The organism is Sphingomonas bisphenolicum, from assembly GCF_024349785.1.
Classification (GTDB): domain Bacteria; phylum Pseudomonadota; class Alphaproteobacteria; order Sphingomonadales; family Sphingomonadaceae; genus Sphingobium; species Sphingobium bisphenolicum.
Genome location: NZ_AP018817.1, coordinates 2,884,352 through 2,908,264, shown reverse-complemented (window position 1 = coordinate 2,908,264; position 23,913 = coordinate 2,884,352). Strand labels below are relative to the sequence as shown.

Genomic DNA, 23,913 nt, shown 5'->3' with positions numbered 1-23,913 from the left:
AGTCTCCCTTTTAGCGATTGCGGTTGGTGGCGGTGCCGGCGGCGTCGCGGGCGTCCCGGTCGCGCTGGCGGACGAGGCCGGCATAGTTGGTCGAGAGGTTCGCTGCCTCGAGCGCTGCCATATAGGATTGGCGCATCTGCGAGCGCTGCCGCAGCACCTCTTCGCGTAGGTCGCGAAGCTGTTCGATCCCCTTGGTGAGGATCCGCGTCTGGCAGATATTGGCGTTGCTGCTATCCGCCGCGCCTGCCGCATTGGTGCCGCGCTCGGCGTTGGTCAGCGCGAAATCAATGGTGCGGGTGAGGTCATTCAGCATCTGATAGGCGAGGGTCAGCGCCACCAGTTCGTCGGTATCGGCAATGACCGAGTCTACCACATCCTGGCGGACGCCCCACTCCAGCATGCGATAGACAGGGAGGGTCCGGACGTTGGCGACAAACTGGCGCTCCTCTGCCTGGAGCGCTGCGCGCGTGCGGATCTTCTCGGCGATCGTTGTCATGCGTTCGCGGGTGAGAGTGAGGGCGCCCTTGGCTCCGTCGCGCGTGCAGTCGGCGCTGGTGGCGGGGATGCCCAGCGCACGCCGCATGACGCGGCCGCTCAGGAAGTCGTCGGAGGATTCGCTATCCTGGCCGGCGCAGGCCGGAATGGCAGAGAAGAGCGGCACCTTGTCGGTCGCGTCCCAGCGCATATAGACGTCGCCCACGCGCGCGCGCATGACGGCGGCCCAGTCGGCCGCGCCGACCCGGCTTGCGGCGTGGGAGAGGAGCGATCCGGTCCGGAATATCTCCGTCACCTCAGCCGGACAGTTGGCCAGCGCATCGCGCAGATCCTCGGTCGGATTATTGCCATTCGACTGGATTTTCTCGCGGCTCTGCTGATAGCTTTTGGCATAGCCTTCCTTGACCGACTTGTAGCCGGTCATCTCCTCGATGATGCCGGACATATTGTCGTCACCCCTGGCGATCTGGACCATGCGGTTGGCGAGGCGGCAGTCGTTCACCTGGATGGAATTCAGGTAATTGGTGGCCGCCTCCATCTTGGAAATGATGTTTCCCATTTTTTCATCGAGCGTTTCGAGCAGATATTGGAAGGCGACTGCGGGGGCCGCTTGCAGGATGCTTTCGAGCTTCTCGACCAGATAGTCGGGATCGAGAAAGGACATGCCGCCAAGGAACATGTCGATGCCGCCGCAGCCTGCCTTCACCTTAGGCAGCGTCAGGCTCGTGAGATAGTCGTTATGGACGTCGATCCGGCCTGACATGCCGCCGGCGGTCACATAGCCCCGCGTCTGATCCTCGAAGCTGCCGGGGCTGGTATAGGTGACATTGTCGAACCAGTGCTCCGCCCAGCTCTGTGCCCCAGCGGGGGCGGGCGTCATGCCGCAGGTGGCAGCGCAGAGGGTGAGGAACGCGGTGAACCGGCGGAAGAACGCCTTGATCTTCAGGCGCGAACGGCAGGGGGTGGGGGCGTGGCGCATGGCGGACTCCAATGGGGTGAAGGGGTGGGATTGACTGGGCCCGCCATTGCTCAGCCTTTCCGACGATGGGTGGATGGCGAGGACGCCGGCACACCGACGATCCCGGTAAACTTGGACATGGCGCGCACCCCTACACTCACGCGCACGCCCGTCTGCATCTTGGCCGCCAGGTAGAGATTGCGGCTGATATTGACCGAGTGATCGGTGCCAATGGCCACCGGTATGATGCGATTGGGGTCGGCCAGCGGCCGGACCCAGGCAACAGGGTGCCCGACCCAGGGGAGGCTGAGGCGGCCGGACCGGATCATCGCTTCCTGGGTCGAGATGGTTCGGGCGGTCCAGCCATAGCGGGCCTTCATCACGCCAAGCTTGGTCCAGAGATCGCCGCAGGGGAGGCAGCCGGGCGCCGTGCTCATTTCGACCACATAGGCGGCGCCCTGGCCTCGCAGGGTGGCCTCGAAGTCGGGCGGAAAGACGCTTGTGCGCGGAACGCGGTCGAGCCAGCCTTTCATTGCTTGCTCGGTGCTGACCGGATGGACGGCAGCGCGTGCGGCATCGGCTGGGCTCGGCGGCCCCACGGCGATCGCTGTGGTAGTGCCTGCAGGCACCGCAGCTGCCAAGAACATGACTGCTGATCTCACGGCTGAGCGCCCTGGCTGACGGCCGGGTCACTGGCCGCAACCGGACCATTGGCGAGCGCGTCGAAGAAGCCATTCTCTTCGCCGGCGCCGGTCAGGAATTGCTCGGGGCGAATGTCGCCCGAGAGCAGTTTTACGGCCTGATAGGCTGTCTGGATGAGATTGGGATAGGCCTCGACGCCATTGGCAATCACCATGCGCTGCGATGAGCCACGGCGGATCACCATGGTCGTGGGCGTCACGTTGACCCCAAAGCGGCTGGACAGCTCTGGTTTGCGATCGAGATCCTGGCTGCTGACCTGCCAGCCCATCTCCTCCTGGAAGCGCTGGAGGATCGGCCATTGGACGCGGCAATAGCCACAGCTGGACCTTGAGAACATGATGAGCGCGAACTCGCCCCCCTTGGACCGGAGATAGGCGCGGCGGGTGGCATCTTTCTGCGCGCCCATGGCGTCGCGCGCGTCGCCTACCACCGGATAGGCAGAGCGGGCGCTTAGTTCCGGGTGGGTGAGCATGGCGAGTTGGGTGACGCCGGCGAAGGCGCGCGCCTTGCGCCTAGCAAAATCCTGCAGACGCCAGAAATCAGCGACGGCATCGACCGTCAGCACCGTGGCGGCATAGTCGCGCTGCTCGGTAATGAGCTTGGCGATCCGGGGCGGGCTCCATTTGGCGAGCTCGGTCATCGGTGGGATGACGGGCGCCGGAGGCAATTGATCCTCGCCCGCTTCGCCGGGGTCCGCGGGTTTGGGGGCGTACCACCAGTAGCCGAGTTTGGGGCCGCCGTTGGGCTGCGCGTCTGCCGATGCGGTGGCGGCCGCCAGCGCGATCGCGGCAGCGGCGATGCCCCGCCTCACAGCACCCGCTCCATGCGAGTGAGACGTTCGATCCGCACTGGGCCAAAGTAGCGGCTGTCAAAGCCCTCGGGATGATCGGAGCCCACATAGACGAAGCCTGCAGGAATGTTCCGATCGCCCCAGCGCAGATGATCGAGGCGCTGGCCATTACGGCCCATGGGGCGGCTGATGCCCAGCAGGAGATCTCCGCAATAATAGCTGCTGTTTGTGACCCTGCCATCGAAGACTGAATGGCGCTCGACCTCGCGCAGGCGCTCGCCTGGCATGCACATCGCCCGTTTGGTGACGCTGACGGGGCGGGGACCGGCGATCGGATGGGACAGTGCGAACATGACGAGATCGCCCTTGTGGATTGCCCCAGGCGCAGAGCGCACGGCCCAGGCGTCGATCGACGGGCTCATGACGATGGTCACGGCAGGGATCGCGTGCCAAGTGAGCGTGGCCAGCGGGAGAGTGATGCCTAGCGTCAGCCAGAAGCGCCTGGGATTCGCCCTCTGATCGCCGACCGCGCCGCCGAGCGCCAGCGCGGCCTCGCGCGGGAGCATCTTCAATCCGTGGAAAAGCCGGTTAGCGGCCAGCCAGACGAGCCGAAGCATCTCGCACCTCCTCCTTGCCGCCGAGGCGGGCATATTCATCCAGCAAGCCCGAAAGCGCTGCATCGCCCAGGACGAGATGGGCGGCGCGGCCCGCGGTCTCGTCTTCCCGCTCGCAATAGGGTTGGGTGGGGTCGCCGGGCACCATGGCGAGGGCGGGTACGCGGGCTATGCTATGCTGGCGGAAGAGGATCGGATCGATCACCACCTGGACGTTCCGCATCGCGCAGGCCGGACCTTCGCAGCCGGGATCGACGCGCAGCATCCGTGCAGTGAGCTCGGCCATGGGACCAATCTTGGTGAGACCACCGGGCACTCCGCGGAAGGCGATGACTCCGCCGACCCGTTCGAGCTGCCGGGCGTAGGTGCGCAACGTTTCGATCGGCATGGACGAGGAGGCGAACAGCAGCGGCACCCAGGCTTTGGTAGGGGTATTCGAAGCTGCGTGTGCCGGCGTCGGAGCGCCATCGGGTGGCGCCAAACCCAACGCTTGATGAAGCCGGGTACTTATGGCCTGTTGCTCTACGGCGAGCGCATTGGCTGCCTGGATTTGCGCCGCTCGCGCCTGCGCCTCCATCCGTGGATCGACCCGCCGTTTCCGCATGGCGTCAAAGGCCCGTCGTTTGAGAGCCGGGGAGGGGATGGGGATCTTGTCAGGCCCAGCGTGCGCCGCTGAAGTAACGCTGGCCTTGGCTTCGCGAAGGCGCTCCATGGCGGACGTCCCTTCGTCTGCCGGTTGGGTCTCCCGTGCCTGCCCCGGCGCGGCGCTGACAAGCGCGAGCGCAAGCATGAGCGGGGCCATATGGCTGTCAGGGATTGACGGTGCGCAGATAGGCATCGATCTTCTCCTCCATGTCGATCTGGATGCCGGACTGGGCGCGCGCCTCGATCTCCTCATAATATTGCGAGAGATCCATTCGGCTGAAGTCGAGCGCCTGAAATTCTTCGGCGGTAAAGCCCCGGCAATAGGGCTGCTTGGGTGTGCCCCAGCCCATGGCGTTGAAAGCGCTGAGTTGTGGGCGGCCCTGCTCCTGGATGATGCGGCCAAGCTTGGTGTTGAAGCAGCAATGGCCTCGCGCCTTCTGGATGCAGATGCCAAGGATCGAGGAGGAGCAATAGGTGCCGACCTCGTGGCACATGCCCGAACCGCGCAGCATGCCGGTTTCCATATCCTGTTGGTCGCAACCCTGGAGCAGCACTTCCATCATGAAATTGATGGCCAGGCTGATCGCGATGGATGTGGGATCGAGGCCGACAATGATGGCGTTGGCGCCGGCACTGGCCGCCTGGCCTGCCGTCGCACCTGCCTTGAAGGCGAGATAGGCGGCCTTTGCGCCGGTGAACACGCCCTTGGCGATCGCGATCTTGGTGGTGATCGAGCTGACCGAACCGCCCATGCCGTCCTTGACGATCTTGTCCCGGTCCTTGCAGCAATTCTGGAAGGTGACGCTGGCGCCAGGCTGATGGCAGCGCAGCGCCCGGCCACCGAATATCTCGATCGTGCCGAGACAGTTGCCGTCGGCGTCGACCGGGCCGTCATTGTCCGGACCTGCGTCGTCGACCAGAAGCTCATCCTCGACCGGATTGAGCGCGGTGTCGATGCAGGCGACCGGCGAGCAGGTCGGCGTTCCGCCTGCTGCAGGAACGAGGCATTGATGATCGTCCCCGAGCGGGCACCTATAGGCGCCTGCGGCGTCGGCCACGCAGGCTGTCTGCTGGATCAGGCATTGCGTGGCACCGCCGGCCATGGCGACGCAGCTCGCCATCTCGCCTTCGTCAGCCGCATCGCCATTGCCGTTCAGATCCGCCGCGCAGAGCTGGGCTGCCCATGCAGGCCCAGGGATGCTGACTGCCACGAGTGCGGCGCTCAGCAGTCCGAATATGATCCGCTGTCTCATGGCGTCCCCGCAGTGCAGGCAAGGTCGGAGCCAGCGAGGCGCACGGTCTGCATCATGACGGCGGCTTCAGGAAAATCATCAAGGCAGCCGCAGGCGGTGACTAGTTCCTCGCCTTCACCCATGGGACAGACATTGTCCGCGGTGCAGCTATGATAGAAGCTGTTCCAGCCCGCCGGATCATTTTGGCTAGCCCCAACCACACCGGAGATCGCAACGTCGCTATTGGCCTTGGGCGCGCGGGTCTTGCAGATCGGCTCGCAGGCCGGGACCGTCACGCGATCGGGCAGGGTAAAGGCACGGGTGGAGGTCGAAATCGTCCCGTCGCTCGACAGGGTGCGATCAGCGAGCAGGGTCTCGGTCGAATGGTCGATGATATAGGCGCTGCGCGACAGATCGGGCGCGCTGAGCTCACCGCTATCAATCAGGCATTTATAGCGACGATCCCGCTCGAAAAAGTCCCGGCTATACTGGAACGTGCAATTGCCCGTGCCGAACAATCGGGTCTTGGCCAAGGGTTTAAGGCCCGTATTCACGCCATTGGAAAAGGTCGTGACGCCATCGTCGCTCTCGCTGTCCAGCCTGCACGCCGCGTCCTGAGCATAGCCAGCGCAGAGATCCACCAGCCGTTCCGACACCTCGCAGGCCGTGTCGACCTGAACCTCGACCGTGACATAGCCCCAATTACCATCGCCGCCGGCCCGCACGCGGGCGCCGACCGTCATGGCACCGGCGCGCAGCTGGGGCGTGATGTCGATCGCGGTGCGATTATAATAGGGATCGCCGCTGATCCGGCAGTCACCAGAGGGCAGGGCCTCGCCCGTCCAGGGGCGCTTTCCGGCATAGCCGACAATCTGGCCATTGACCCGTGCCTGGACCCAGTCGTCCGCGCCCATTTCCACGATCCGGGCCGAGACGATGCGTGCCGGCGCGATCGGATCGAAGGTGGCTGTATGAATGGGCGGGACGCTGCCGCAGGTGCCGGAACCGCGGATCTGATAGCGGCGGCAACCGGTGCCGCAGGCGGTGACGGAGGTCACCGCTCCGGCAACGCCCAATATGTCGTCATAGTCCCAGGGTTTGACGCTGATCTCCCGATCGATCGAGCAACTGCGCGTAACCTCGGCCTTGCCGGTGGCCGACGCAGAACCGGCCAGCGCTTGAAACACGCTGCTTGCCTGCGCGCTCGCACTGGCGTCCCCGCTGATCGCGGTTGGATCGGCACGATAGCTGGTGGAAGATAGCGACGGGGACGCTGAACAGGCCGTCGTCTGGGCGCCGACATAACGGATGACAGGCCCTTCAATGCTTGCCTGCGCCACCCCGATCCGGGGATCGGCCGTGGTGAGCGCACCGATGATGCCGCCGCCAAGATCCTTGAGGACCGAATTGAGGTTGCCGAGCACCAGGTTGCTGCCGCAACTCGCATTGATACAGTAGCAGGCGGCAAGGTCGGGCAGCGGCACTTGGCTGAGCTTGAGGCTGCCGGACGACGCTACATCCCATTGGAAGGGGGTGCAGTTGTTCCAACTTCCAGCATCGCAGGAGACGATGCCGTTCGCGCAGATGCCCGAGACCGGGACGGGAAGGGTCAGATTTTGATCGAAGCTGCCGTCGAGATTGCTGTCGCGCGCTATGCTCAAATGCGTGATGTCGCCGGTCGCGCCGGGTTGGACCAGCAGCTCGAGCATCGTCGCGCTCCGCTGGCAAGCCAGATTGGTGGCGAAGGTGCGGCTGTCGTCGACGGTGCTGATTGTCTCGCCGGCCAGGCCCGGATTGACGTAATTGCTGATGATCGCGTCACTGTCGCCCGACTTCGTTCGCGAAGCAGCCGCCGCCGTGCGGGCGCGTGCCTCCATATCTTGCGCTTGGCTGCCTTGCGGCGCGAGCGCTACGCTGCCCATGAGGATGATGAGGATGGTCCTCGTCATTGGAAGCCTCCAGGCAGACCGAGATCCGGGATAGCGGCCAGACGGAAGGCATGCCCGCTGGCTTTAGCACAGAAGCAGGCGCGGCCATCGAAGGTGGTCAGCACGGCCGATATCGGATCGGGCGCTAGAGAGGGTAGGCACCCAATCCGAGCAGGGGGTTCACCGACCGTGCTGACCTTTCCCTCGCGTGGGCCCGATCTGGCGGTCATCGGGCGCGCGAGGGAAATGGGGGTTGGAGCGACACTGTGGGGGGACAGCGTCGCTCCGCCCTCGCCGCGATCGAACGTGCCAGTATGGCTGTGGCGGGCAGACCATTTGGAATGCTCATTGATCGCAGCGGGGATGGGGGATGTCTCTGGTTCACGGGGTGGACACTCCCGCGCAGCAGATCACTTTTTCAAAGGACATGAACTGGGCATTGTCCTTGCCCGGCGCATGTTTGCCGCTCGACCAGAGGGCGCCCGGACGCCCGATATTGACACACTTGCCGCCTTTGACCGGCTCCATGATCTGGAGCTTGTAGCGGCTCTTGGTCCAGACGGGCTGGGCCTTGAACGAGCAGCCGTCGGCCGAGCTGATGGTGAGCGCGCCAAGGCGTCCCATCATGAAGGTCCCGCGCGCAGCAAGTCCTGCCCAGGCCTCGACGCTGTCGCCAAAATGGATGTCGCCCGCGATCGGGTAGGTGGCGCCCCAGCTGCCCATGCACCAGAAGAGCGGATCGAGCACCTTGCCGGCAGCTGCCGCTGCACTGTCCGCCATGCAGGCAAGGCCCGCGGCGGGATTGCCGAAGAGAATGCCCTCGGGCTGGATGATCGCGCCCAGCGTTCCCGACTGCCAGGTCGGCAGCAACTCGGTGATCATGGCGACGTCGAACCCGTCATCCTCGATGCACGGCAGGTCGGTGAACATGTCGAGCATCTTCCAGACCGGCGAGATATAATAATGTATCTGCGCGAACATTTTCTGGCTGTTGGTGCCATCGGCGATGGACGACTGGCTCCCCTGGAGCTTGCCGCCAGTCGGCAAGAGATCAGCGCCCAGCGCCATCATGCAGCCGGGCTCAGTCACCACATCGATCATGCGGTTGGGTGACCAGAAGCTCACCTTCACGCCGAACCAAAACGTGGAGCCTTTGCGACAGGCGCATAGCGGCTTGGACGCGGACTGAGCGTCGAGCTCCTTGTCCAGTTTATCGAAGCTCCCGACCCGCACGCCGCCGATGGTGATTGGGAAAATGCAGGTCCAGCGCACCTTGGTGAGCGGATTGAAGATGGTTCCGGCCTCGCATTTGGACGCTTGCGCCGGCGCGCTGGCAGAGCCGAGCGCAACCGCGAGCGATAAGGCGGCGGCGCGGATGAGGGTCTTGCGGTTCATGGCCAGGCGCTCCGATGCGCGGGACGCTCCGGCGCATATTCACGCAGGACGAGCTTATTCCCTTCCTGCGCGACGATGACCGGCGCGACGGTGAGGCCGAGCCTCTCCTTCACGCGCTCCTCCAGGATAAAGAGCGGGCGGCCGGTGCGTTCGGAGAGTTCGAGCGCATCGCCAGCGGTCAGTAGGATGAAATCGGTGAAGCGCGCTGCTTTGAGCGCCCAGCTAAGATCGCGCGGATGAACAATGACGAGGCGCTGGGGGAGTGACACATAGTCCAGCGGATTGAAGGTGAAGCCCCTTGGATAGAGGACGCGGCCGTCAGTCAGGCGGATCTCCTCATCGACCGTGTAGAAGGGAATGATGCTCCGCGTCCGATCGGCTGGAGCTGGCCCCAGCGACGCGGCCTTGAGCGCCGACCAGTTGGCGCGCGGGCCGAACTTCGCGGCCATGTCAGGCGCATTGGCGACCCGTGCCTCGATTTCGCTCATGGCGTCGGGCTCAGCGATCGGCCAGGTGCGGCCAATCGTCGAGGTCGCGCCCTGTGCCGGCTGGCTGGCGAGGCCCAGCATCAGCGCACCGAGAAGCGCGTGGCGCGCTCGGTCCGGGAAGCGGATTTCAGCGGACATGGCGCTTCGCCCACCATGGTCTGCCCTCGTCATCAAGCTCCCCGCACACAGCGACGATCAGCGCGGCAAGGCCGAGCACGCCCGTCACGCAGATGAACAGGCGAAGGGATATCGGCAGCGAATCCGATGCCTGGAGCACGAGCATCGTCTGAATCAGCAACAGGAGATGCGTGCCGAGCAGCAGGCGGACCGGACCATGGGCGGGGGAAGAGGTGAGGATGCCGCTCATTGGCCGCGCCGCCAGCGAGTGAAATGATCAAGTCCGCGGTCGAAAGCGCCGGTAAGGCCGATGAGCAGCATGCCGCTCGCAAAGCAGCCGGCCGACACCATGATCGCGGCGCGCAGCACCATCGCCGCAGGCTGGTGCAAAGCGAGCCCGGCGCAGAGGATGAGCGCGCCCATCATCAGTGTCTCGATCGTCACGAGCCGGAAGCGCCAGAACAGGGCCTGGTGCTGGGCGAGGCTCGCGGCCCGCGCCTCGATGAGGGCTTCGATCGTTGGATCAAGATCAAGGTCCAGCTGTGGGCCAGATGGCTTGGCGTGTGGCGGCTGGGCGGGAGAATTGCGCATCATGACTGCTCCTGCGACGGGTGGGATCTTTGCGAGCTGAGCAATTCCGCAGGATCGACGCCGGCGAGATCGCAGACCGCTTCAAGCGGCGAGAGGCCGGCGCGCAGACGCGCTTCGAAGGCGGCTACCTCTTGGGGAGCGCTCGTGTTGATCCAGTAGGAGAAGGGATCGACGACGAGGCGGGCAATGCCGAGCCCGAGCGGGGAGTCGATGAAGACCTCGGAATAATGCGGCTTGTTGTTCCGGACCGACTTCAGGAGATCGAGGACGAAGCCTGAATAATCCAGGATCTTGTTCTCGACCGCGCGTTCATAGGTCGAGCCCTGGAGCAGGAAGCGGGTCGCGGCATTTTCGAGGATCACCTGGCCCGTGCCGCCGAACAGCAGCAGGTCGTTCATCGACTGGAGGACGACGCCGAAACTCCCCTGATATTTGCGCGCGCGCCTGTAGCCCTGGCCGAACACTTCGGCGAGGCGGGAGAGATCCTGACCATCGGTCCGGGTCATGAACTGGGCGGCTTCATCGCAGAGGACAAATCGCGGTCGGTCGCGGGCGGAGAGGTAGAGTTCCTGGCTCACGGCATTCACGACCACCATGACGACGACGTTGAAGAGGTCCGGCATGGCCTTCAAACGTTCGAGTTCGAGCACGACAAATTCGTCGGCGGAGATGTCGAAGGTCGAGGGCCCATTGAAGAAATGGCCATAGGCCCCCGCACTGCCGAAATCGCGCAGGTTGAAGGCGAGTTCACGCGCAACGGGGACGAGATGGTCGACCTTGTCTAGGTCATGGCTGGCACCGGCGGGATAGGCGCCAAGCCAGTCCCGGACCGCGTCGATGCCCGCTTCCGCCCGCCCGCTGTCGATCGTCCATTGGACGGCGGATTTGAGCAGGTTCCATTCTGACGTCGTGACGCCCTTGCGGGTCGCGGCATTGGCCATTTCCGCGACGATCGCGACCGCCATGGAGATGGCCGACTGGCGGTCGTCGCCATCGAGCGCAAAGCCCATATCGAAGGGGTTGAGGACCAGCGCTTCCTCGCCAATGTCGATATAGCGGCCTGAGCAGAGGGTGCAGAGTTTCCGGTAGCTACCGCCGATATCGATGATACGGATGAGCGCGCCTTGGGCATAATATTGCAGGCAGAGATTGTTGAGGAGGAAGCTCTTGCCCGCGCCGCTCTCGGCCGACACGATGAAATTATAATTGTTGATGCGCGGGTCGAAGAGATCGAGCGTGATGAGCTGGCCCTTGCGCCCGACATAGAGAAGGGCAGGGCGCCCGCCGCCACGAAAGTCCGTCTGGACCGGTGCCAGCAGCGCCGCCGCCTTGGCCGGCATCGGAAGATCGCGCTCCAGCATCCGCAGCGTCCGGCGCTCAGGGTAAAAGCCGAAGGGAAGGCTCATCGGTAGCAGGATGGGATTGAGATAGCTCTCCTCCTGCATCATCCAGGGGAGGGGTTCGCTCTCCCAAAGGCGCTTGGCGCGAGCGGCCATTTCGCGGGCCTGGGCGCTGTCGCGGCCGAACACCCAGACGGTGGGAATGACGGTGACGAAGCGGCTGTTGCCCGCTTCATCCAGCACCCAACCAATCTCCTCGATCTGCTTTCCGACCTCGACGGCAAAGCTGCCGGCGGCCTTTTGCGCGGAAAGGATCTGCGCGCGCTTGTGGATTTCGAAGGCCGAATGATCGAACAGGATGTTGAGCGTGTAGAGGAAGGGGCCACCAATCTGGTCGCTATCCTCCGCCGCGCCGCGCATGCCACCCAAAAGCCGATTGCAGCGCTCCGCGGTCACCCGGCGCGCGGGCGACTTTGGCGTCAGGCAGCGGGCGACCTGGTTGCCGAAGTAAAGCTCCGGGCCGTCGAACAGCAGGTCCGGGCCCGCATCGATGATCTGCTTGCGGACCGGGCGCGCGGGATTGTCAGCGGTCCCACTGGCGAAGACGCCGGGCGCGGGATCGAAGGCGCCGTTGAAGATCCGGCGATAGAAGCTCACCAGCGCTTCGGGGGCCATGCGAACAATGCCGAGTTTGGAGAGCTGCTCCTCGATCTGACGGCGCAGGTCCGCGCCCAGCGGTTTCCTCGACTTGATCGCGAGCAGCACGCGGAAATTGCGAATGGGAATGCCGTTAAGGGCGGAAAGTCCTTCGGTGCCGTCGCGCAGATATTGCGCCGTGCGCCTGGCCGATGCCTGGACGAGCGGATCGAGCCGGGATTTAAGGTCGAGATAGGCGTCGAGCGCCTGATCGATCAGCGGATCGGCAAAGCAGTGGAGCTGGACCACGGTGCCCATGCCGAACTGGATGTTGAGAAGGCCAAGCAGCGCCTGATGGACATGGGCGAAGAGATAGGCCGACGGCACCAGCTCCCATGCCTGACCACAGCCATCGTCGATCGTGAGGAAGGCTTCCTCTTCCTCGACCCAGCTCACCATGGGGAGGAAGTCAGAATAGGCGTCGCGCGAGACGCTTTGCCGCAGCCGCTTGATGGTCATGCCGCCGCCATGGCGCGTTCCAAGCCCCCTCATTGATCCTGCTCCTGGGCCTGATCCTGTGGCGGCGCCGGGATATCGCTATCGGGTAGCGTGGGCTTGGCCTTGGTCTGTTCAAGGATCGGCACGCGTGCGGCTGCCTCGGTCGGATTGACGAGATAATCGCCGACCACCCACTGCGGCTTGTCGAGGATCGAATAGACGTAGCGCGGCATGTAGAGGCGATCGGGCCGATCGCGATCGGCATAAGGCAGGATCAGCGTGCGGATCGTGCGTCCGGGCCGGAGCATCGGTGTGACCGGCGCCTCGACCAGGCCCTGAAGTTCGCGATAGATGCTGCTGCGGTAGCCGACATAGCCATCTGCAGTGGAAGTGCGGCCGGTTCTCCGCTTGTCGGTGTTCCCGGAACTTCCGGATACCTTGCTGCTGTTCGTGACCTTGGGATCGGATTTTGATGCCCGGCCAGCCACGGCGTCGGCATAGGCCTTCTCGGGATGGATGCACTGGCCGTGATCGCTGTTCTTGCAGCTGAACTTCTCAGGATAGGGCGACATGGCCGAGCCAAGCGTGGTGCAGCCGGACAAGGCGCCGAGCAGGAGAAAAAGGGTAGGGCAGGCGAGGCGTGCGGTCGCGCAAGAGTGCTGGCTTGGCATGGAATACTCTCCCTGAAGGTGGCAAGTGGGCATCAGAATTTGGCGGACATCAGAATTTGGTTGTAGTGGTGGGTTTGATTTCCAGAGCCAGGCCCTCCTGGATCACGACCACCACGTCCTTGGCAGCGCCGACCTCGACGATCGGCCCAGCCTGACGCGCCAGATCGAGGTAGAAATCGGTGAGCTTGTCGGAGGATTTGGAGAGGCCGCCTGCGACACCGGTCTTGAGCGCATCGCCCGCGTCCAGGGACCGGACGGTGCCGAGCGCCGAGGTCGAGGTGTTGCCGAAGGTGGTCTCGACGCTCTGGCTGACCCCGGCGATCGTGCCGGCGATAAAGCTGCGGGCGAGCGCAGCGCCGGCGCGGGTAACGACTTTGCCCGACAGCCCCTTCTTGCCATCAGTATCGACAAAGAAACCCTTGATCGGCTGGTCAATGACCGAGCGCTCGTCAAAATCGACGCAGGAGAGCGAGATGAGCTGGACCTCGACGCGCTCCTTGGCAAGGCTCCCCGTGGCGTTGCCGATGACAAAACAACCAGCGAGGTTGGCCTTCACATCATTGGGCAGCACGGCGGGCGCCTGAACGCGGGCGATCAGCGGTTCCGGGTTGCTCGTCGCGTCCCGGCTGGCGAGCGCGTCGATCCCGGTCAGCAGCCGCGCCTTCATGAAACCAGGCGGCAAATAGATTGTCCTGGTCTTTTTTTTAGCGCCATTTGAAGCAGCCGATCCTTCCGCGACGACTGCGCTCGTCGCGGCGCCGATCGCGCCCACTTGGCGTTCGACCGGCGGCGCGGGCGGAGCAGCCGGCGCGCTCGGCATGGGCGGTGCTGGCAGGCTGCCGTCGGCACGTTCGAGTTCGCTTGGTGTCGGGCTGGGCGGAAAGGCCGGGATATCGCCCGGCATGGCATTGGGGAGGTCGCCGACTGCTGCTTCGCTCGATGCTGGACCGGCGCTTCCGATCCGGCCCTCCTCAATCGCCGTGACTCGGTCGCCGAGCAGGTTCTGCCCATCGAGGATCTTCTTGAGGTCGCCGCGCACCTTCGTTTCAAGGCTGTCGCCGCGAAGGCCCGCCCCCATGTCGAGCTTAGATGCCGCCGGCGCCTGAGGCGAAGTGTCCTCCGCGCTGTGCGAGGCGGAATAAAGACCATAGCCGAACAGGGCGACCAGCACGCCGATCGCGGCCTGGCGTGCGCGTAATTGCTGCTGTGGGCTGAGCGTCGCCCAACGTGCCTTCAGATCGAGAAGGGCCGGGCCGCGCAGCTGGAGGACGCTGTTGTTCCTTTCGGTCGTTGCCGAGGATGGCCGGGTCGGCCGTGAACGGCCCCTGGCGCCGCTACTTTGCGCGGGCGAACTGGTTTCGTCTGGACCTTGGGGGATATTCCTTCGCTCATCGCTCATAGCCCGTCTCCCCGGCGCAGAATGATGAGCCGGGCGGTCTCCCCGGTACGAAGCGAGAGCCGATCAAGCGTTGCGCTGAAGATCCGGGCGCCGAGCGCCGCATCGAGGAAGAGGCGCTCGTCGACTTCCATGTCGCTTGTGGCTTCGACCCGATATTCCGATGCGTTGAGGCCTGCGCCCTCAATGGTGACGCGGCGGCGTTCGGTGATGCGCAGCGCGGGTGCGGCGGGGAGGGTGATTTGCCGGCTGGCGGTTGCCACCTCGGTGAAGCTCGCCGGCACCCGATCCTGCAAAAGGGACAGGGTGATCGAGACCGCACGATCTTCCTCGGCGAGCGGGGCGAGCAGATCCTCATTGGCACGGGCGCGCTGCCGGGCGCCGGGCACCAGCGTGATCGTCTGCGCGGGGATTTCGGATGGCTCGGCGTAGAGCGGGTAGATCGCGCCGTTGCAGGTGACGAAGAACTCGGACGGCGTCGTCACATAGCTGCGGGTGATCTGGCCGCCATCGTCGCTTTCGCGGACGAGGAATTTGACCCAGGCGTCGCCGCCGCCCTTCTCGACCGCAAGACCCTTCTCGGCGGAGAATTTGACATCCTCGATCTCGCCGCCCTGACAGACGAGATGATTGACGTCCCGGTTCGAGAGCCGGATCGTGCTGGTCTGATCGGGCAATGCCTGGATCGATTGCGCGTGTCCCGGCGAGGCCATGGCGATGAGAGGCAGAAGGGTTAGGGCAGCGCGAGACGCGCGCGCTCGGTTACCGAAGCTCGGCATCGAATTTCTCCTCGGTGAGGGACAGGATCCAGAAGCGCCCGGCATCGATCATGTATCGGATGCGCAGATTGCCCCGGAATTTGCGGATGACGCCGCCGATGACGCGTATCTTCTCGACGGGCACGAGGATCTGGCGATCGGTCCAGGTGACAGGCTGATCGGGCCGGATATAGGTGGCGATCGATAGCGTGGAATTGTTGGCGAGCTCATCGAGCACGCCATTCAGGCTATCCCGCAGACCATTATAGGCGGTCGGGTGGACGATGCTGAGCAGCTCCTGGAACTGCCGGTCTGCAGAGAGCGCAGAATATGTACCAGACAGCGCGACGATGTTTCGCGTCATGGCGCGCAGATAGGCCGAAGAAGGCTTGCCACCGGTCACATAGAGATCACCGCTGGCGCCGAAGGGAATGACGATCGTGCGCTGGTTCTGGGACGTCGAGTAGAGCGCCATCCCCAGCACGGCGGTGATACCGAACAGGCCGACAATCGAGAATTTGAGCAGCCTGTTCTCCTCGAACAGGTTGGATGATCCCTGGAGATAGCGGTGAATGCCAAAGCTTCCTGGTTTGCCAAGCAGCGGGTCGGCGGCCTCCTGGGGCGATTTCTGACGAAACATGGAGATCTCACTCGCAAAAGCGGGTCTGGGTCGGCCCGGGATAATGGGGGAGGCGCAGCAGACCCCAGCGCCAGGCCAGATGGGGCACGAAGCCGCGGGGCTTCGTCCGCTTCCAGGGAATGAAAAGGAGAAGGACGCCGAGGAGCGACCAGCCCACCAGCCCGCCGACGATGACGGCGACGAAGATGGTGGAGACCACGAGGATGAACTCCTGCGCGTCGAACCAGAGGATCTGGACCGGCTTGTGCAGAAATTGTGGAAGTCTCTCGTCCACGCCCTTCTCCCTTGCTTCACCCACATCTGAACAGATGTGAGGTTTTACGAAGAGCGCGGTTCGCTCTCCGTCCGGCGCGGGGCGATTGGGCCCCCGCGCTGGTCCGTTGAGCCTGTCTTCAGACGATCATGCCGAAGGTCTGGAGAATGGAGTCCGCCCGGATGAGGCAGACGGCGGCCACGATCGTGGGAATGCCGATCATGATGTTCGAGAAGAGCCGCGAGACGCCGAACAGGAAGGCGGCGACACCGCCCACAAAGCCCAGCGGCCCCTTCACGCCCTGGTTCACCACGATATCGTAAATGTCGTAGCCAAGATCGCCCGCAGCCGGCGCCTGGAAGGCGTGGGCGGCCGATGCGAGGGCGAGGGCAGCGACGAACGTTCCCACGGCATCGGCCGTCCGAAAAGACGGGCGGCGCAGGAGCGGCATGTTTGCAAGTTTGATCATTTGCTTAAGTCTCCGGACACAAGAGGAGCCGCCCCAAGACATGCCTGCCGGCACCGACTGGGTGTTCGCTGTCGGCCGACGACAGGCTGGGTGGCTCCTCGGGATCGGGCGCCGTCGTCGGCATCTTGAGGCCTTGGGCCGCCATGCAGCCTGAGGCCCGCCAGAATAGGGATCAGGTCGGGGGCTTCGCTGACGGCCGCTGTTTGGCGAGCCAGGCTTCGATCTCGGCTTGGCTGAAACCGGATATGATCTGACCGTCTAGGATGAGGGTCGGCGTGCCCGATATGCCCATGGACTTGACCGCCTGCGCATGGGCCTGAACACGGGCCGCGCCTTCCGCGCACTGGTTGAGGGGCTTTGGCGGCTCACCGGCATAGGTGGCGCGAAACGCGGCTTCGCGGTCCTTCGCGCAGAATATGTGCTCGGCCTTTGAAGCCGCCTCTGGATGGATGCCGGACACGAAGTAGATCTGGCGGCGCACCGGTTTGCCTTCGGCCGCCTTGGCGGCCCAGAAGCGATCGAGCGCGCGGCAATAGGGGCAGTCGGGGTCGGTGAACTCGATGACCAGCGGTGCGCCGGGTGGTCCGATCAGGAGCGCTTGGCTCTGATCGAGGGTCTTGAGCCTGGCTCGAGCCGCCGCATCCTGAGACAGGGCCGTCAGGTTGACGCCATTCTTGTCGTAGATGGTCGCGAACAGAAGATGGTCGCTTTCCGGCGCGTAATAAAGGATGCGGCCGCCGGCGCTGGCCTGGAAGAGTGGGCCATGCACGGGGGAGGGCGCGAAACCCTCAAACTGGAGGTTGGCGAAGCTTTCGCGCAGTTGGGCCTCAGCGGATCTCGCGAGCTGCGAAAGGTCCGGTTCGACTGGCGCCTGGCTGAGTGCAGGTGCCGCGCTGCCAAGCATCAAAAAGGCGGCAGTCAGGGTCGTTCGATTGAGAAGCCGGGTCATTGATTGCTTCCTGCGTTCGGACGGGGGCTCCCTGTGAGGAGGCGCTGATCGATCCTCACCGTGCTTCCGACGCCGACGGTTTCTTCGGCGGGCTTTGCAGTGCGTGGTTGCCCGATGAAGAAATCGGCGCCGATCTGGGCAATCGCCAGTTTCTTTGGAGCCGACGGCGGCTGAATGGGGCCTACCTTCCGGGCTGCAGGTGCAGAGCCCGGAGCGGGGGCGAGTGTGAGCAATCCGGCCATGATGGCCAGTCGTGATGCTGACATCGGACAAATCTCTCTGTTGTCAGGCGCATGAGCGGCCTGGCTTCGCGGTCCGTTCTGGGCCGGGGCGGCTCGCTCTCTTTCGAGCGGCGTCTCGACCTCCGATCGGGTGCTCCAAGCGATGCATCCAATGCGGCACACGCCGCAATGGGGAGGGCACTGAGATGCCGAAAGCGGCACTGAAGTGCCGAAATCGGCATTTCAGTGCCGCTTTTATGCGCATGGACAGCTTCAAACGCGAATTCGGTCGTCAGGAGAGATGCGGATTTTGCGAATCAGGGAGGCTATCGATGGCGACACCCAAGTCGCGGACCTACCGGCTGCATCTATCGGAGGAGGGAACTGACGCGTTTCTCGAATGCCATTCCCGGCTGGCGCGCATCGCGAGGCGTTTCATCCCCTATGGGGCGACTCTGACCGTCGCCATGCTGCTGATCGAGGCGCTGGACGGTCCGGAGCTTTGCGATGAGCTTTCCGCCCCGGCCGTGATCAGGCTGACAGGGCGGATCGAGCATTTTGTGGGCGCGTCACCCGATCTGGCCCACGCCGCTGCGAGAATGATCGAACATCTGGCAGCGTCGGGCGATAGCGGATCCGCCGTATCGATTACCCGTCTCTATACGACTGCAATCGCGCTCATGTCCGCTTCGGAAGATAGTGAGATTGCCCGAGCATATCGACGGATCGAGACGGCATTTACGTTGCAGATCCGGTAGGAGGCGGTCGGCGCTGCGGGCTCTAAAATAATCGCGCCCGCCGTAGCCCTGATTGCCACATCGGCGCATGGTAGCGGGCGGATAGTTATGGAGACCTAGCTATGGTTCAGATCATCGATCGCGACCTTCACCTCGTGAAGAAAGCTCTGTGCCTCAGCATAGCTGTGATCGAGCAGCAACCAGAGGGACCGTTTCGGCCTGATTCCGACGCAGTCGACATGAAGGATATCGCCGATCGACTCATGGACAATGATATCGAACTTGCGCATTATCTACGTTCGGCACGGTTGATCCTGTCGGGTAAACCCGATTAAATCGTTGCTCCTCTAATATCCGAGCGCGCCTTTGCGCGCTTAGAAGCCCCGTTGAGGGCGCGAGAGAGTAGTTTCATGGGGTAGGCACCTCACACAGGTTGGTTACTGACTATTTAAGCAAGACCTTGAAATGGCGACTGATTGGGTCAAGCGATCCATTCGACCCGCTCGGCACCCGCTCTAACGCGGATGCTTTGCCTGTCCCTGATCCATTTGCTGCGTTGCAGCGTATTCCCGGCATCGAAGAAAAGTGAGGCTCTGTGCAGAACCAATTTGATCGTGCCTACTACGAAGCAAATATGGCTAGAAATCGCCGTTTGGCCAAAGAAGCCCAGATGCCACATATTCGGGAAGCCCATCTGAGATTAGCAGAGTTCTATGCGATCGCGCTGCAAGCGACGGACGCGGTAGCGGATCCTATCCCTGAAAAGGCGTGTGCCTGATTTGGGTAATGCCTCTACGAGATAGCAGGCGAGTTCAGCTTTTTGAGAGTGTTTCTCAAGCGGAACAAAGTCACATTTTGGAAATTATGACCGTACAATTTTGGGAGGATGGTCATGGTTGATACACGGTACGATCAGACGGGTCGGAAGAGCGGCACGAGCGTCTGGGTATGGGTTGCGTTGGCAGCCATAGTCATTGCTGGCGTTTTGTTCGCCACTGGCTTTTGGAGCGCCGATGTTAAGGAAGGTGCGCTGCCTGATGTCAGCGTGAAGGGCGGTGAAATGCCCAAGGTCGATCTCGACAGCAAAGAAGTCGTAGTCGGCACGAAGACTGAAACCGTCGAAGTCCCCACTGTTGGCGTGAAAGACAACGGCGAAAAGTAATCGCACGACCCCGTAGCGAACAACTAGGCTCTCCGTTTTCAGCGGGGAGCCTTTTTTTCATTCATGAATATAGCTGCAAGTCATGGGAAAGCCGGGAAACCAAATTCGCGGCTAACTCTTATGACATTGGGGTCAGGGTTAGCGTTGGCGTTCCCGGCGGTGCCAGCGGTGTACCATCCCATGTCGCGATGATGTTCTTCAAGCGGGTCAGTTCGCTGTTAAGCTGGAACTTGGCGCCGTTCTGCATACTCACATGCTGGCCGATGAACTGCGCGGTCGGGAAATCGACCGGGCCGTCGAGATGAGCCGTTGCGGCTGCTGCGGTTTCATCGACCTGCTCGGGCATGGTTTCGATGGCTAGGATGTTGTTTTCTACAATCTCACGCTGGGTCAGGTCAGGATTTGCGTATTGGGTCATGGAATACTCCATCTGTAATTACGGAGAAATTCATCGCTGGCTTCTTCTGTGCTGTTTGCCATTCCTTTACTGACCCAGATTAATGTCAGCGATATGCGCCAACCTATCTTGATCTTCGCTGGAGCCATTGCCGCTGGATTGGCGGGAGGCTTTGTGTTTCGTGAGCCATCTGATCAAGTAAAGGCTAAAACAGCCGCGCAAGGCTGGACGCCACGCAATACGATCAAGCGGGATGCCCTGATGTCGGCAGCAGAACTAGACGGGCAACAGCCCGCAGCCGCTGCATTTGCACCTGTTCAGAAGCAGGCTCCCATGGCTGCTACCGCGTCAACGTGGTCTTATCGAAATTGCGCTGCTGCTCGCGCTGTGGGTGCTGCACCGATCTATCGCGGCCAGCCCGGTTATGGCGCGCATATGGATGGCGATCGTGATGGGATCGCTTGTGAACCGTACCACGGCCAGTAAGCTGCCTAGCCGCAAACGACCATTTGTTGCCGTTCGCTCGCACTCGATTACCTCCGCGAAGCTGACGGTGCTGGATTACGATCCTTTACTGCCGATAATTTTACGAAGCTGAATTATGCGCGAAATGTTTATGAAATTTTCGGCCGCTGTTGATGCCTCGCTTGATCGATGCTCCTTTGCGGAGTGAAAATCTTTACGCAGCCGATCCCGAAGATCGTAAAGCGCCTCTATCAAGCTCTGCGGCTCATCTCCATTTTCAAAATATATTACGATTTTTGGAAACGGCGAGAACGGATATTGGACCGGAAGATCAAGATATGCGAACATCTCCTCATCATCAGGAACGCTATATTCGTCTATAGGGTGTGAACGGTCCTGCCTATCTTGTGGCCGAAATTTCATATGATAGCTCCGCAATTCGCGTTTCGCGTACCATCCACTGACGAGGTTCCGTATATTTTCGCCTGAAGCCGACCGTCTCCGATCACCCTTGATCGCCATTCAGCAGACCGATTTCGACTCGGTTTGAAAGACAGCCGCCCGTCCAGTTTTGAGCCATTAAGGGGTCGGCCTGCAAACGACCAGTAGTGGCCAGAGCCGGTAGACCGGCTGCCGCTCCTGCCATCCCTGTGCAAGGCCGCAGGCATCGTACAAGGCCGCCGTCGATAGGGGATAGCGACCGGCCCGAAACCATAGTCCTTATCCCAACTCATTTGCTGCCGACTGGGGCGATGACGGTGATCGAGAACCTCGGCCAAATGTCCCCAAGAGCGTGGTATCCGACCCGACACGGGCAAATCCTCAAGAAGCAACAGGCCCTTCTCGACAACCAATACTGCCGCGACCGCAACCTGCGCAGCACGGATAGCCGTCAGCATGGTGGCTTCCTCTTCCACCAGCGGCCGCGCTTGGCGATCATCGACCAACCGTCAGCAAGGGTAAGGCGTGACACCGAGCTCAAATCTCCGCCCGCAAGCCGCGCCGCGCTCACCACGCGCTCCCCCAGCAGAATTCCCGCCCGTGCGAGCATAGACCTCATTTTGGTTCAATCTCCTGTGGATGGTGTAACACCATTCCCGGGGTCCCTAATAAAGGCCGCGCGGCAGATCTCCCGCTATATCACGCAACAGGAAGGTGAATAAATCGGTCGCACTCTCAAAATGGGAGTCAAAAAATTTGACCGGCAGCACATTTCACACGACTTTGGCCGAGTCGGAATGTGCATGGGAGCTTTGAGACGCGATCAGGGAGGCCCTGGTGATCTCATCTCAAGGCGGCGTCCTCGAAGAGGAGGCGTCGATACTGGCCGAGGTCAAGTCGATCTCCGGTCGCCGAATTGAAGAGCGGCGAAAACGCCATCGCATTACGCAAAAGCAACTCGCCGCCGATGTCGGGATCGGCGTGCGGTGGCTTCGTGAAATCGAGTCGGGCAACCCGAAGGCCCGGGTCGATGATCATATCGCATGCGCTCATGCCCTTGGGCTCTCTTCAGCGCACCTCATCATTCCAATGCTGTTTCTGGAGCATAACATGCACTTCCCGCGCCACTTCTTTCTCGATGACATGCAAAAGCTGGAAACGCTATGCGTGGATTTCATCTCTAATCTCAGCCTCAAGACATTCCTTCAGCCCGGTAATGGACACAAAGGGCCGGGCAGTGCCGGCTCGGCAGGTTAGGACAGGTCATGTCGCCCGAGGCTTTCACCGCTGATCGCATCCACCGCGAGATCAAAAAGCTGATCATGGCCGGAAAATTCACGCCCGGCTTACCGTTGACGGTCCAGTCACTCGCCGACGAATTTGGGACGAGCACATCCCCTGTGCGCGACGCGCTTAACCGACTGGTGGGCGAGCGTCTCGTTGAAACGCAGGGCGGCGGTGGGTTTGCTTTGCCCGAAATAACCAAGCGTAACGTTTACCATCTCTACAGCTACCATGCCGACCTTGTCCGGACGATCGTGAAGGTGATGGTTCGATTGGAAGAATTGGGTTCGCCGCCCGGTTTCGTCGTCAATAGGTCGGCGCACGGCCTGGCCTTGGCCTATGCCACTGCGGAATTTTTTTCGCTAATGGCGTCCTGCTCGCCTAATCCCGAACATCTAGATGCGATCGTACAGGCGGGCGAGCGACTCGCTATCCTCCGGTTGAACGAAGGACCTATCGGAAGGCAAGGTGAGGAACTCGCGACGCTATGGAATGTAACCCGTTCGGGAAACAGAAACGCAACGCGGGTCGCGATGTGGCAGTATCACCGCCGACGTTTGTTACGCGCTGACCAAATTTCTTTAGCGGCGACACGAATGACGTAAGTCCTGAAAAGCCTCAAAATCCTAGATTTGTGATCGGGTGCTCGCGGTGTTATTTGATTCGACCGTGAGAGCAAGCATATATGCTCCCAAAATGAGAGCATATATGGTCGGATATATGCCTGTCCTTTCATACCATCAGCGTTGCCGCAAATTCCTGCGGCGCAGTGATGGAGATGAACATGTCCAATATCGAACATGACGAAGATATCGTCGATCTGGGTGCCGCTTCCGTCGAAACCCAGGGCGCCATCCGTGGCGTCCTTGACCTCACCGGTGGTCAGCTGAACCAGATGGGGATCGCTGACGACTGATCGATGAGGCGCGCGTCCTTTCGGGGGCGCGCGCCTTAGTCATGTCTTCGAAGGAGGGGCTGACCATGCGGTACAAGGTGAGGGACGGGCTGGCCTTCTGCATCACAGGCGGAAAAACGATCTTTCTGGACGTTGCGGCTGATCGCTATTTCGGCCTCCGCCCTGAATGGGATGCAGCTTTCCAGAGATATCTGGGAGACAAGGAAAATGGTGACGGTATCGAGCCCTTGCTGCGCGGCCATATTCTCGTGAGCGCAGGTGAGGGGGAGCCATTTAGCCAGCAGGCTTTGATCGAGCCAGCCGGCCGGGAGTTCTTGGCTGAGTGCAGTCAGGTCCTGAATAGCAGGACGTTGTTGTTCATTCTTGCCCAGTTCAAGGCGATGCTGAGCCTGCGGTTCCTTCGCTTTGACAGTATCATATCTGGAATTGCCGATCGTTCGCACAGACTTGGGGCCGCCAGTGGGGATTACTCCGATTTGGCCCAATGGGGACCAATTGTGGGCGCCTTTGCGGCCTCGGCGCCGCTGCGTCCGCGCAATAACCACTGTTTGACCAATTCGATCGCCTTCATGGACATGGCTTTGTCGGCCCGGTTGCCCGCCAAGCTGGTCCTGGGGGTCAGCGCATCGCCCTTTTCCGCCCATTGTTGGGTGCAGACAGGTGATACGGTCTTGAACGACCGCCTCGAGAACATTTCGGCGTTTGAGCCGATCCTGGCGATCTGA

At 62.2% G+C, this 23,913-nt stretch carries 30 protein-coding genes; 9 read left to right on the top strand and 21 right to left on the bottom strand.

The window, feature by feature from the left end:
- Window positions 1-10: 10 nt before the first annotated feature.
- From SBA_RS14465 to SBA_RS14375, 19 genes are all read right to left on the bottom strand, one after another.
- The gene (locus SBA_RS14465; protein WP_390902344.1) at window positions 11-1,474 is read right to left on the bottom strand and encodes a conjugal transfer protein TraH; all 1,464 of its coding nucleotides are present in this window, start codon (window positions 1,472-1,474) and stop codon (window positions 11-13) included.
- A 50-nt stretch (window positions 1,475-1,524) separates the two neighbouring features.
- Window positions 1,525-2,100: a hypothetical protein gene (locus SBA_RS14460; protein ID WP_390902343.1), complete on the bottom strand. Its 576-nt coding sequence runs from the start codon at window positions 2,098-2,100 to the stop codon at window positions 1,525-1,527.
- An 11-nt stretch (window positions 2,101-2,111) separates the two neighbouring features.
- A complete protein-coding gene (locus SBA_RS14455) occupies window positions 2,112-2,966 on the bottom strand; it encodes a conjugal transfer protein TraF (RefSeq protein ID WP_390902342.1) in 855 nt (284 codons plus the stop codon).
- Window positions 2,963-3,562, bottom strand: coding sequence for a S26 family signal peptidase (locus SBA_RS14450; RefSeq protein ID WP_261934924.1), 600 nt, complete (start codon window positions 3,560-3,562; stop codon window positions 2,963-2,965). The genes SBA_RS14455 and SBA_RS14450 overlap by 4 nt, the downstream gene beginning before the upstream one ends.
- Window positions 3,534-3,974, bottom strand: a complete 441-nt coding sequence (locus SBA_RS25220; RefSeq protein WP_315975775.1) for a type-F conjugative transfer system pilin assembly protein TrbC — start codon at window positions 3,972-3,974, stop codon at window positions 3,534-3,536. The genes SBA_RS14450 and SBA_RS25220 overlap by 29 nt, the downstream gene beginning before the upstream one ends.
- Before the next feature lie 394 nt (window positions 3,975-4,368).
- Window positions 4,369-5,457 (bottom strand): conjugal transfer protein TraN, encoded by a 1,089-nt coding sequence (gene traN / locus SBA_RS14440; protein WP_261934922.1) that lies wholly within the window; start codon window positions 5,455-5,457, stop codon window positions 4,369-4,371.
- The gene (locus SBA_RS14435; protein ID WP_261934921.1) at window positions 5,454-7,385 is read right to left on the bottom strand and encodes a hypothetical protein; all 1,932 of its coding nucleotides are present in this window, start codon (window positions 7,383-7,385) and stop codon (window positions 5,454-5,456) included. Before SBA_RS14435 ends, traN begins: the two co-directional genes overlap by 4 nt.
- A gap of 360 nt (window positions 7,386-7,745) precedes the next feature.
- Entirely contained in the window at window positions 7,746-8,759 is a 1,014-nt protein-coding gene (locus SBA_RS14430) for a TraU family protein (RefSeq protein ID WP_261934920.1), read from the bottom strand.
- Window positions 8,756-9,385 (bottom strand): conjugal transfer protein TraW, encoded by a 630-nt coding sequence (locus tag SBA_RS14425; protein ID WP_390902341.1) that lies wholly within the window; start codon window positions 9,383-9,385, stop codon window positions 8,756-8,758. The genes SBA_RS14430 and SBA_RS14425 overlap by 4 nt, the downstream gene beginning before the upstream one ends.
- On the bottom strand, window positions 9,375-9,614 hold the full coding sequence (locus tag SBA_RS14420) for a hypothetical protein (RefSeq protein ID WP_261934919.1): 240 nt from the start codon (window positions 9,612-9,614) through the stop codon (window positions 9,375-9,377). Before SBA_RS14420 ends, SBA_RS14425 begins: the two co-directional genes overlap by 11 nt.
- Window positions 9,611-9,958, bottom strand: a complete 348-nt coding sequence (locus SBA_RS14415; protein WP_315975774.1) for a hypothetical protein — start codon at window positions 9,956-9,958, stop codon at window positions 9,611-9,613. The genes SBA_RS14420 and SBA_RS14415 overlap by 4 nt, the downstream gene beginning before the upstream one ends.
- A complete protein-coding gene (locus SBA_RS14410; protein ID WP_261934918.1) occupies window positions 9,955-12,483 on the bottom strand; it encodes a TraC family protein in 2,529 nt (842 codons plus the stop codon). Before SBA_RS14410 ends, SBA_RS14415 begins: the two co-directional genes overlap by 4 nt.
- Window positions 12,480-13,100 carry a TraV family lipoprotein gene (locus tag SBA_RS14405; protein WP_261934917.1) on the bottom strand — a complete coding sequence of 207 codons (621 nt, stop codon included), beginning with the start codon at window positions 13,098-13,100 and terminating at the stop codon, window positions 12,480-12,482. The genes SBA_RS14410 and SBA_RS14405 overlap by 4 nt, the downstream gene beginning before the upstream one ends.
- A 49-nt stretch (window positions 13,101-13,149) precedes the next feature.
- Window positions 13,150-14,499 (bottom strand): TraB/VirB10 family protein, encoded by a 1,350-nt coding sequence (locus SBA_RS14400; RefSeq protein ID WP_261934916.1) that lies wholly within the window; start codon window positions 14,497-14,499, stop codon window positions 13,150-13,152.
- Window positions 14,496-15,275 (bottom strand): type-F conjugative transfer system secretin TraK, encoded by a 780-nt coding sequence (locus SBA_RS14395; protein ID WP_120249795.1) that lies wholly within the window; start codon window positions 15,273-15,275, stop codon window positions 14,496-14,498. Before SBA_RS14395 ends, SBA_RS14400 begins: the two co-directional genes overlap by 4 nt.
- The gene (locus SBA_RS14390; protein WP_120249796.1) at window positions 15,259-15,894 is read right to left on the bottom strand and encodes a TraE/TraK family type IV conjugative transfer system protein; all 636 of its coding nucleotides are present in this window, start codon (window positions 15,892-15,894) and stop codon (window positions 15,259-15,261) included. Before SBA_RS14390 ends, SBA_RS14395 begins: the two co-directional genes overlap by 17 nt.
- Before the next feature lie 7 nt (window positions 15,895-15,901).
- Window positions 15,902-16,168: a type IV conjugative transfer system protein TraL gene (locus SBA_RS14385; protein ID WP_026109091.1), complete on the bottom strand. Its 267-nt coding sequence runs from the start codon at window positions 16,166-16,168 to the stop codon at window positions 15,902-15,904.
- Window positions 16,169-16,286: 118 nt separating this feature from the next.
- A complete protein-coding gene (locus tag SBA_RS14380) occupies window positions 16,287-16,616 on the bottom strand; it encodes a hypothetical protein (RefSeq protein WP_261934915.1) in 330 nt (109 codons plus the stop codon).
- Window positions 16,617-16,788: 172 nt separating this feature from the next.
- Entirely contained in the window at window positions 16,789-17,565 is a 777-nt protein-coding gene (locus SBA_RS14375; RefSeq protein WP_390902340.1) for a DsbC family protein, read from the bottom strand.
- Window positions 17,566-18,118: 553 nt separating this feature from the next.
- Between SBA_RS14375 and SBA_RS14370 the strand changes: the two genes are divergently transcribed.
- The 3 genes from SBA_RS14370 (at window position 18,119) to SBA_RS14360 (ending at window position 19,685) form a co-directional block, all read left to right on the top strand.
- Complete coding sequence (locus SBA_RS14370; protein ID WP_261934914.1) at window positions 18,119-18,544, top strand: hypothetical protein; 426 nt, start codon at window positions 18,119-18,121, stop codon at window positions 18,542-18,544.
- Window positions 18,545-18,645: 101 nt separating this feature from the next.
- Window positions 18,646-18,858 carry a hypothetical protein gene (locus SBA_RS14365; RefSeq protein WP_120249801.1) on the top strand — a complete coding sequence of 71 codons (213 nt, stop codon included), beginning with the start codon at window positions 18,646-18,648 and terminating at the stop codon, window positions 18,856-18,858.
- A 557-nt stretch (window positions 18,859-19,415) separates the two neighbouring features.
- Window positions 19,416-19,685, top strand: a complete 270-nt coding sequence (locus SBA_RS14360; protein ID WP_232015881.1) for a hypothetical protein — start codon at window positions 19,416-19,418, stop codon at window positions 19,683-19,685.
- Window positions 19,686-19,803: 118 nt separating this feature from the next.
- Here the strand turns inward: SBA_RS14360 and SBA_RS14355 are convergent, their stop codons facing one another.
- Window positions 19,804-20,103, bottom strand: coding sequence for a hypothetical protein (locus SBA_RS14355; RefSeq protein ID WP_145986197.1), 300 nt, complete (start codon window positions 20,101-20,103; stop codon window positions 19,804-19,806).
- 48 nt (window positions 20,104-20,151) lie between these two features.
- Here SBA_RS14355 and SBA_RS14350 point away from each other — a divergent pair, with 48 nt between their 5' ends.
- Window positions 20,152-20,568, top strand: coding sequence for an excalibur calcium-binding domain-containing protein (locus SBA_RS14350; RefSeq protein ID WP_232015883.1), 417 nt, complete (start codon window positions 20,152-20,154; stop codon window positions 20,566-20,568).
- 75 nt (window positions 20,569-20,643) lie between these two features.
- On the opposite strand, the gene SBA_RS14345 is transcribed toward SBA_RS14350, so the two are convergent.
- Entirely contained in the window at window positions 20,644-20,970 is a 327-nt protein-coding gene (locus SBA_RS14345) for a hypothetical protein (protein ID WP_145986198.1), read from the bottom strand.
- Between the two features lie 329 nt (window positions 20,971-21,299).
- On the opposite strand from SBA_RS14345, the gene SBA_RS14340 reads away from it, so the two are divergent.
- The 5 genes from SBA_RS14340 (at window position 21,300) to SBA_RS14320 (ending at window position 23,913) form a co-directional block, all read left to right on the top strand.
- Window positions 21,300-21,710, top strand: coding sequence for a hypothetical protein (locus SBA_RS14340; protein WP_261934913.1), 411 nt, complete (start codon window positions 21,300-21,302; stop codon window positions 21,708-21,710).
- Window positions 21,711-21,825: 115 nt separating this feature from the next.
- Window positions 21,826-22,245, top strand: a complete 420-nt coding sequence (locus SBA_RS14335) for a helix-turn-helix domain-containing protein (RefSeq protein ID WP_120249807.1) — start codon at window positions 21,826-21,828, stop codon at window positions 22,243-22,245.
- Between the two features lie 8 nt (window positions 22,246-22,253).
- On the top strand, window positions 22,254-22,877 hold the full coding sequence (locus tag SBA_RS14330; RefSeq protein ID WP_120249808.1) for a GntR family transcriptional regulator: 624 nt from the start codon (window positions 22,254-22,256) through the stop codon (window positions 22,875-22,877).
- A 179-nt stretch (window positions 22,878-23,056) separates the two neighbouring features.
- Complete coding sequence (locus tag SBA_RS14325) at window positions 23,057-23,188, top strand: benenodin family lasso peptide (protein ID WP_232015888.1); 132 nt, start codon at window positions 23,057-23,059, stop codon at window positions 23,186-23,188.
- Window positions 23,189-23,253: 65 nt separating this feature from the next.
- The gene (locus SBA_RS14320; protein ID WP_170271996.1) at window positions 23,254-23,913 is read left to right on the top strand and encodes a lasso peptide biosynthesis B2 protein; all 660 of its coding nucleotides are present in this window, start codon (window positions 23,254-23,256) and stop codon (window positions 23,911-23,913) included.